This is a genomic window from Corallococcus sp. AB049A (assembly GCF_003668885.1).
Classification (GTDB): Bacteria; Myxococcota; Myxococcia; order Myxococcales; family Myxococcaceae; genus Corallococcus; species Corallococcus interemptor.
Genome location: NZ_RAWL01000795.1, coordinates 1 through 1,309 on the forward strand (window position 1 = coordinate 1; position 1,309 = coordinate 1,309).

Genomic DNA, 1,309 nt, shown 5'->3' on the forward strand with positions numbered 1-1,309 from the left:
CCTCGGGAGAGGGGACGGGGGACCTTCCACGGTGGCGTCCGGCCGCCAGGCTTTCAAGCGGGACGTCATGGCCGGGATGGGAAGCGAACGGATGGGCCCATGGAGCGGCCCTCCGGGTAGCACGCCGGGAGGGCCCGGACAACCCGCGCCCCCTTAGAGCCGGGTCGCGTTGGAGGCCAGGAAGGCCTCCACCTGGGGAAAGATTTCGTCCGGCGCCTTGCGGCCCAGGATGAGGTCCGCGTGGCCGTAGTCCGCCGCGAAGCCGTGGCCGCGCCCGGCCACCAGCATCTTCACCGGGCCGCCCAGGTGCTCCTTCGCCCGGGCCACCGCCAGGGGGGGCGCGAGCAGGTCCCGGCTGCCGGCGATGAGCAGGAAGGGGATGCGCACCCCGGCCAGCGGCTCGCGGTAGTCGAAGCTGCCGTCGAACGTCGTGAACTGGCTGGTGGTGATCCACCGGGCGAACTGCCGGCCCACCCCGCCGGCCACGTCCGCCGGAACGTTGGCCAGGGCCCAGCGCACCACCTGCGGATCCATGTTGTCCGCCAGCATCATGTACCGGGTGAGCGGCCCCGGCGGCGCCCCGAAGAAGGCGATGCTGGTGACGCGCCGGGTGGGGATGACCTTGAGCTTGAGGACCGGCTCCACCCGCTGCACGAACGCTCGCAAGCCCGGCTGCACCGCGAAGGTGAAGGGCGCGCCCAGGGACACCGCCGCCTTCACCGGCGCCTGGGGGTTCCTGGCCAGGTGGGCGTAGAGCATCAGCCCGCCCTTGGAGTGGCCCACCCAGAGAACCTGTTGGGCACCCGTGGACATCACGGTGCGCAAAGCCGTTCTCACATCGTGTTCTGCCTGATCATCAAAATTCCAGTCCGCGCAGGCCCCCGCCAGGCCCCGGCCGCGCAGCTCGATGACCCAGGTCTCGAACCCCGCCCGCGCCAGGTAGCGCGCCAGGCTGTACTGCTCGTTGAAGTCCATGTGGAAGCGGTTGGCTCCCAGCCCGTGGCACAGGAGGACGGGCTCCGCGAACCGGCGCTCCCCTCGAGGGTGGTAGCGCCCCAGCGCGATGGCCGCTCCGTCGTCCGTGGGCACCCGGTACAGCTCGTCCGGCTTGAAGGTGAGGGTCAGCAACCCCTCCTTGCTCCGCTCCACCGCCTTGGTGAAGAGGTCCGCCATCCGGCTCAACCGGGGTGCCGTTGCCTGTCGTGATGTCACCCCTTCAGTCTACGCCCCCCGGCCGGCCATTGCCGGTGTGTCTCACGCGGACTTTCCCCGGACGGCAGGACAGTTGCAGGGGATGTGGGTCCATCGC

General features: G+C 70.6%; 1 protein-coding gene. It reads right to left on the minus strand.

Features of this window, described 5'->3' with window-relative positions:
- Positions 1-153: 153 nt before the first annotated feature.
- A complete protein-coding gene (locus D7X55_RS39450; RefSeq protein ID WP_120552194.1) occupies positions 154-1,173 on the minus strand; it encodes an alpha/beta fold hydrolase in 1,020 nt (339 codons plus the stop codon).
- Between the last annotated feature and the right edge of the window lie 136 nt (positions 1,174-1,309).